Source organism: Streptococcus sp. 2106 (genome assembly GCF_013277315.1).
GTDB lineage: Bacteria > Bacillota > Bacilli > Lactobacillales > Streptococcaceae > Streptococcus > Streptococcus pseudopneumoniae.
In genome coordinates this window covers 23,071-29,529 of sequence record NZ_VMMS01000039.1, presented here as the reverse complement: position 1 = coordinate 29,529, position 6,459 = coordinate 23,071, and the positions used below count along the sequence as shown (strand labels likewise).

Genomic DNA, 6,459 nt, shown 5'->3' with positions numbered 1-6,459 from the left:
TAAAACTAAATGACTATAACAGCTATTGCCCAAGGAAAGAAAACAAAGAAACAAGCCTGTGTCGAACTTAATCTTTCTGAAAGACAAATCAATCGTCTGCTACTAGTCTATCAACAGAAAGGAAAAGAAACCTTCAGACACGGAAACAGAGAATTGGAAGATTTTTTATTTGTGTCTTAAATCAGGTCTTGCGTGACATTTTCTGCTCTCCACATACCATTGTTGATTAACAGAACACCAGAATTAAAATTATGTGTATAAAAATCATCTCTAACTGCAGCTAAGGGTATAGCCGTCAAGTCCAAATCCCACAGCTCATCTATCGATTTTCTTACAACAATATCTAAATCCAAATACAGTACACGAGACTCGCTTACATACTTTGGAATAAAATACCTAAAAAAGCCGCATATGAAAGTCCCGCAAAGGGGAGACGATAACCTTTCAGAATACTACTGTCAATCTAAACATTCACAATCTCACTATTCAAAGTCTCTAGTCTTTTTTCCATCAATTGGAACCATTCTCGCGGAAGGTCATCATTAAAAACATAAAACTTAAGATTATAATGATGAACACAAAGAGATTTTATTGTTGTTTCAACTTTATCCATATAAGCATTATCTGCACCTAAGACAATCGCTTTTTTCTCTTCTTTCACTCTTTATCTTATTTCTTTTTATTCCCATCATATGTTTCTACGTAACCATTATTTTCGCCTATTCGTTCGTAAAACCATACCAGTGGAGATTTTAGATGAAGTCTCATTACGGTTTACAATTTTTACATTACGACACGGAGTTTTACAAATCGATTTCATTTGCCAAACGTAGTTAGTAAGGCAGTTAGCTAGGCTACCTACTTTCTGCTACAACGGAAAAATCCACGAATCAATATTATTCGTGGATTTTTCCTAGTGAAGCGTTTAGGTAAGCCGATTGTTATACTACGACACGTAGTTTGACCAATCGATTCTATTTGCCAAACGTAGTTAGTGAGGCAGTTAGCTAGACCGCTCACTACCAGTTACGACGTAAAGTTTTACGAATCGATATTATTCGTAAAACTTTACTAGTGGAGCGCCTAGAGTCTGGGACAAAAAGATTTTGATTTTATGAATTCTTTATTATAAGTTTTTAAAATCGATAGATTAGACAAAAAAGCAAACAAAACAGAATTCTGAGTGTCAGATAACTTGTTTTGTTCGCTTTTTATATTTAAGGTTAGACTTTTGTCCCAGACTCGTTAGTTACTTAGATTGTTACACAATCAAATAAATTTACTGAACTACGACACTGAGTTTTACAAATCAATTCCATTTGTAAAACTCAGTTAGTGAGGCAATTAGCTAGTTCGCCAAATAGCGACTAGCGTCCAACAATTAGGAACTTTAGTTCCAATTGTTGGTACTGAGTCACATCTTCTCTTCCAACTCTACATCTGGATACTTGTCCGCAAACCAGCGGAGGGCAAAGTCATTCTCAAAGAGGAAGACTGGTTGGTCAAAACGGTCTTTGGCCAAGATATTTCGGCTTGATGACATCCGTTCATCCAAGTCCTCAGGCTTGATCCAACGAACGGTCTTTTTCCCCATTGGGCTCATGACCACTTCCGCATTGTACTCGCCTTCCATACGGTGTTTAAAGACTTCAAACTGGAGTTGACCAACAGCTCCCAGCATGTACTCGCCTGTTTGGTAATTCTTATAAAGCTGAATAGCTCCTTCTTGCACCAATTGTTCAATCCCCTTGTGGAAGGATTTCTGCTTCATGACGTTCTTAGCAGAAACTTTCATAAAAATCTCAGGTGTAAAGGTTGGCAGGGGTTCAAATTCAAACTTGTTTTTTCCAACTGTCAAAGTATCCCCAACCTGATAAGTACCTGTATCGTAAACCCCGATAATATCACCTGCTACGGCATTGGTCACATTCTCACGACTTTCAGCCATAAACTGAGTAACATTAGACAGCTTGGCGCCCTTACCAGTACGAGGAAGGTTGACACTCATGCCACGCTCAAATTCACCTGATACGATACGGACAAAGGCGATGCGGTCACGGTGACGAGGGTCCATGTTGGCTTGGATTTTAAAGACAAATCCTGAGAAATCCTTGTCGTAAGGATCCACAACTTCACCGTCTATTTTCTTGTGTCCATGTGGCTCTGGAGCAAACTTAAGGAAAGTTTCAAGGAAGGTCTGCACACCAAAGTTTGTCAAAGCTGAACCGAAGAAGACAGGTGTCAATTCTCCAGCAAGGATAGCTTCCTCTGAAAACTCATTTCCAGCTTCATTTAAAAGTTCAATATCATCTTTTACCTGCTCGTAGAAAGGATTGCTGCTAAAAAGCTTGTCCCCATCTTCTAAACTGGCAAAACGCTCATCCCCCTTATAGAGCTCCAAGCGTTGGTTATAGAGGTCATAGAGCCCTTCAAAAGCTTTCCCCATCCCGATTGGCCAGTTCATCGGATAGCTCGCAATACCCAAGACTTCTTCCAATTCTTGCAAGAGGTCCAGTGGCTCACGACCGTCACGGTCTAGCTTGTTCATAAAGGTAAAGACTGGAATACCACGGTGTTTGACAACTTCAAACAATTTCTTTGTCTGCGCCTCGATACCCTTGGCAGAGTCCACGACCATGACCGCAGCATCCACCGCCATCAAGGTACGATAGGTATCTTCTGAGAAATCCTCATGCCCTGGTGTGTCAAGGATATTCACGCGCTTGCCATCGTAGTCAAACTGCATCACAGATGAAGTAACCGAAATCCCACGTTGCTTCTCGATATCCATCCAGTCAGACTTGGCAAAAGTCCCTGTTTTCTTTCCTTTTACGGTACCAGCCTCACGAATCTCGCCCCCAAAGTAGAGCAACTGCTCAGTGATGGTTGTTTTCCCCGCGTCTGGGTGAGAGATGATGGCAAAGGTACGACGTTTCTTAATTTCTTCTTGAATATTCATAAGTTCTCTTTCTTTGATTCTCTATTTTTCTTGTTTCAATAGCTAAGAATGATTTTTACATTGGATTTTACCATTCCTTTCAACACTCCATTATATCGGATTTTAGCATTTTTTTCAATTTCTATTTCTTTTCACTTCCCCCTCCCTTATTTATAGGAAAATATGGTAAAATAGAACAGACTAAAAATCATCATTTCACGAAAGGATGTAAGATGAAAATTACGCAAGAAGAGGTAACACACGTTGCCAATCTTTCAAAATTAAAATTCTCTGAAGAAGAAACTGCTGCCTTTGCGACCACCTTGTCTAAGATTGTAGACATGGTTGAATTGCTGGGCGAAGTTGACACAACTGGTGTCGCACCTACTACGACCATGGCCGACCGCAAGACTGTACTCCGCCCTGATGTGGCCGAAGAAGGAACAGACCGTGATCGCTTGTTTAAAAACGTACCTGAAAAAGACAACTACTATATCAAGGTACCAGCTATCCTAGACGATGGAGGAGATGCCTAATGACTTTCAACAATAAAACCATTGAAGACTTGCACAATCTCCTTATTTCTAAGGAAATTTCTGCAACTGAATTGACACAAGCTACGCTTGAAGATATCAAGTCTCGCGAGACAGCTATCAACGCTTTTGTCACCATCGCCGAGGAGCAGGCTCTTGCTCAAGCTAAAGCCATTGATGAAGCTGGAATCGATGCTGATAATGTCCTTTCAGGAATTCCACTTGCAGTTAAAGATAATATCTCTACAGATGGTATTCTCACAACTGCTGCCTCAAAAATGCTCTACAACTATGAGCCAATCTTTGATGCGACAGCTGTTGCCAATGCAAAAACCAAGGGCATGATTGTCGTTGGAAAGACCAACATGGACGAATTTGCTATGGGTGGTTCAGGTGAAACTTCACACTACGGAGCAACTAAAAACGCTTGGGACCACAGCAAGGTTCCTGGTGGGTCATCAAGTGGTTCTGCCGCAGCTGTAGCCTCAGGACAAGTTCGCTTGTCACTTGGTTCTGATACTGGTGGTTCCATCCGCCAACCTGCTGCCTTCAACGGAATCGTTGGTCTCAAACCAACCTACGGAACAGTTTCACGTTTCGGTCTCATTGCCTTTGGTAGCTCATTAGACCAGATTGGTCCTTTCGCACCGACAGTTAAGGAGAATGCCCTCTTGCTCAACGCGATTGCCAGCGAAGATTCCAAAGACTCTACTTCTGCCCCTGTCCGCATTGCCGACTTTACTTCAAAAATTGGTCAAGACATCAAGGGCATGAAAATTGCTTTACCTAAGGAATACCTAGGTGAAGGAATTGACCCAGAGGTTAAGGAAACTATTCTGAATGCTGCTAAGCACTTTGAAAAATTGGGCGCTACCGTCGAAGAAGTCAGCCTTCCTCACTCTAAATACGGTGTTGCCGTTTACTACATCATCGCTTCATCAGAAGCTTCATCAAACTTGCAACGCTTTGACGGTATCCGTTACGGCTACCGCGCAGAAGATGCAATCAACCTTGATGAAATCTATGTAAACAGCCGTAGCCAAGGTTTTGGTGAAGAAGTGAAACGCCGTATCATGCTAGGTACTTTCAGCCTTTCATCAGGTTACTACGATGCCTACTATAAGAAGGCTGGACAGGTCCGTACCCTTATCATCCAAGATTTCGAAAAAGTCTTCGCAAATTACGACTTGATTTTGGGCCCAACTGCTCCAAGTGTTGCCTATGACTTGAATTCTCTCAACCATGACCCAGTTGCTATGTACTTAGCTGACCTTTTGACAATACCAGTCAACTTGGCAGGTCTTCCAGGGATTTCGATTCCTGCTGGATTCTCTCAAGGTCTACCTGTTGGTCTGCAATTGATTGGTCCTAAGTACTCTGAGGAAACTATTTACCAAGCTGCTGCTGCTTTTGAAGCAACAACAGACTACCACAAACAACAACCCGTGATTTTTGGAGGTGACAACTAATGAACTTTGAAACAGTCATCGGACTTGAAGTCCACGTAGAGCTCAACACCAATTCAAAAATCTTCTCACCTACTTCTGCCCACTTTGGAAATGACCAAAACGCCAACACTAACGTGATTGACTGGTCTTTCCCAGGAGTTCTGCCGGTTCTCAACAAAGGTGTTGTCGATGCCGGTATCAAGGCTGCTCTTGCCCTCAACATGGACATCCATAAAAAGATGCACTTTGACCGCAAAAACTACTTCTACCCTGATAATCCAAAGGCCTACCAAATTTCTCAGTTTGATGAGCCAATCGGTTATAACGGTTGGATTGAAGTGGAGCTTGAAGACGGTACGACTAAGAAAATCGGTATCGAACGTGCCCACCTAGAGGAAGACGCTGGTAAAAACACCCACGGTACAGATGGCTACTCTTACGTTGACCTCAACCGCCAAGGGGTACCCTTGATTGAGATTGTATCTGAAGCCGACATGCGTTCCCCAGAGGAAGCCTACGCTTATCTAACAGCCCTCAAGGAAGTTATCCAGTACGCTGGCATTTCTGACGTTAAGATGGAAGAGGGTTCTATGCGTGTGGATGCCAACATCTCCCTTCGCCCTTATGGTCAAGAAAAATTCGGTACCAAAACTGAGTTGAAAAACCTCAACTCCTTCTCAAACGTTCGCAAAGGTCTTGAATACGAAGTTCAACGTCAAGCCGAAATCCTTCGTTCAGGTGGTCAAATCCGCCAGGAAACACGCCGTTACGATGAAGCCAACAAGGCAACCATCCTCATGCGTGTCAAGGAAGGTGCTGCAGACTACCGCTACTTCCCAGAACCAGACCTACCCCTCTTTGAAATTTCAGACGAGTGGATCGAAGAAATGCGTACAGAGTTACCAGAGTTTCCAAAAGAACGTCGTGCGCGTTATGTATCTGACCTTGGTTTATCAGACTACGATGCTAGTCAGTTGACTGCTAATAAAGTCACTTCTGACTTCTTTGAAAAAGCTGTTGCCCTAGGTGGTGATGCCAAACAAGTCTCTAACTGGCTCCAAGGGGAAGTCGCTCAGTTCTTGAATGCTGAAGGTAAAACACTGGAACAAATCGAATTGACACCAGAAAACTTGGTTGAAATGATTGCCATCATCGAAGACGGTACTATTTCATCTAAGATTGCCAAGAAAGTCTTTGTCCATCTAGCTAAAAATGGCGGTGGCGCGCGTGAATACGTGGAAAAAGCAGGTATGGTTCAAATTTCAGATCCAGCTATCTTGATCCCAATCATCCACCAAGTCTTTGCCGATAACGAAGCTGCTGTTGCCGACTTCAAGTCAGGCAAACGTAACGCCGACAAGGCCTTTACAGGATTCCTTATGAAGGCAACCAAAGGCCAAGCCAACCCACAAGTTGCCCTTAAACTACTTGCACAGGAATTGGCGAAGTTGAAAGAAGATTAATATGTAAAAGAAACCAGCCTTGAGGTTGGTTTTTTCTCCCCTACCATCTCCCAATAACTATTTTGGCTTTATTTCCA

General features: G+C 42.6%; 6 protein-coding genes and 1 pseudogene. 4 read left to right on the top strand and 3 right to left on the bottom strand.

The genetic code is table 11. The features are described from left to right. Positions 1–9 precede the first annotated feature (9 nt). A pseudogene (locus tag HT723_RS04940) lies at positions 10–150 on the top strand (helix-turn-helix domain-containing protein); the annotation flags it as partial. A gap of 26 nt (positions 151–176) precedes the next feature. Here HT723_RS04940 and HT723_RS04935 read toward each other — a convergent pair. The 3 genes from HT723_RS04935 to HT723_RS04925 form a co-directional block, all read right to left on the bottom strand. Beyond that, complete coding sequence (locus tag HT723_RS04935) at positions 177–353, bottom strand: glycosyltransferase (RefSeq protein WP_001816247.1); 177 nt, start codon at positions 351–353, stop codon at positions 177–179. 110 nt (positions 354–463) lie between these two features. Then, a complete protein-coding gene (locus tag HT723_RS04930; protein ID WP_001808557.1) occupies positions 464–661 on the bottom strand; it encodes a hypothetical protein in 198 nt (65 codons plus the stop codon). 753 nt (positions 662–1,414) lie between these two features. Then, positions 1,415–2,959, bottom strand: coding sequence for a peptide chain release factor 3 (locus tag HT723_RS04925; protein ID WP_172934758.1), 1,545 nt, complete (start codon positions 2,957–2,959; stop codon positions 1,415–1,417). A gap of 212 nt (positions 2,960–3,171) precedes the next feature. Here HT723_RS04925 and gatC point away from each other — a divergent pair, with 212 nt between their 5' ends. Genes gatC through gatB form a run of 3 tightly spaced genes read left to right on the top strand, consistent with a single transcriptional unit; the run spans position 3,172 to position 6,382 of the window. Then, positions 3,172–3,474, top strand: a complete 303-nt coding sequence (gene gatC / locus HT723_RS04920) for an Asp-tRNA(Asn)/Glu-tRNA(Gln) amidotransferase subunit GatC (RefSeq protein ID WP_000705411.1) — start codon at positions 3,172–3,174, stop codon at positions 3,472–3,474. After that, entirely contained in the window at positions 3,474–4,940 is a 1,467-nt protein-coding gene (gatA, locus tag HT723_RS04915) for an Asp-tRNA(Asn)/Glu-tRNA(Gln) amidotransferase subunit GatA (protein WP_172934757.1), read from the top strand. Before gatC ends, gatA begins: the two co-directional genes overlap by 1 nt. After that, on the top strand, positions 4,940–6,382 hold the full coding sequence (gene gatB / locus HT723_RS04910; RefSeq protein ID WP_138700286.1) for an Asp-tRNA(Asn)/Glu-tRNA(Gln) amidotransferase subunit GatB: 1,443 nt from the start codon (positions 4,940–4,942) through the stop codon (positions 6,380–6,382). Before gatA ends, gatB begins: the two co-directional genes overlap by 1 nt. Positions 6,383–6,459: the final 77 nt, after the last annotated feature.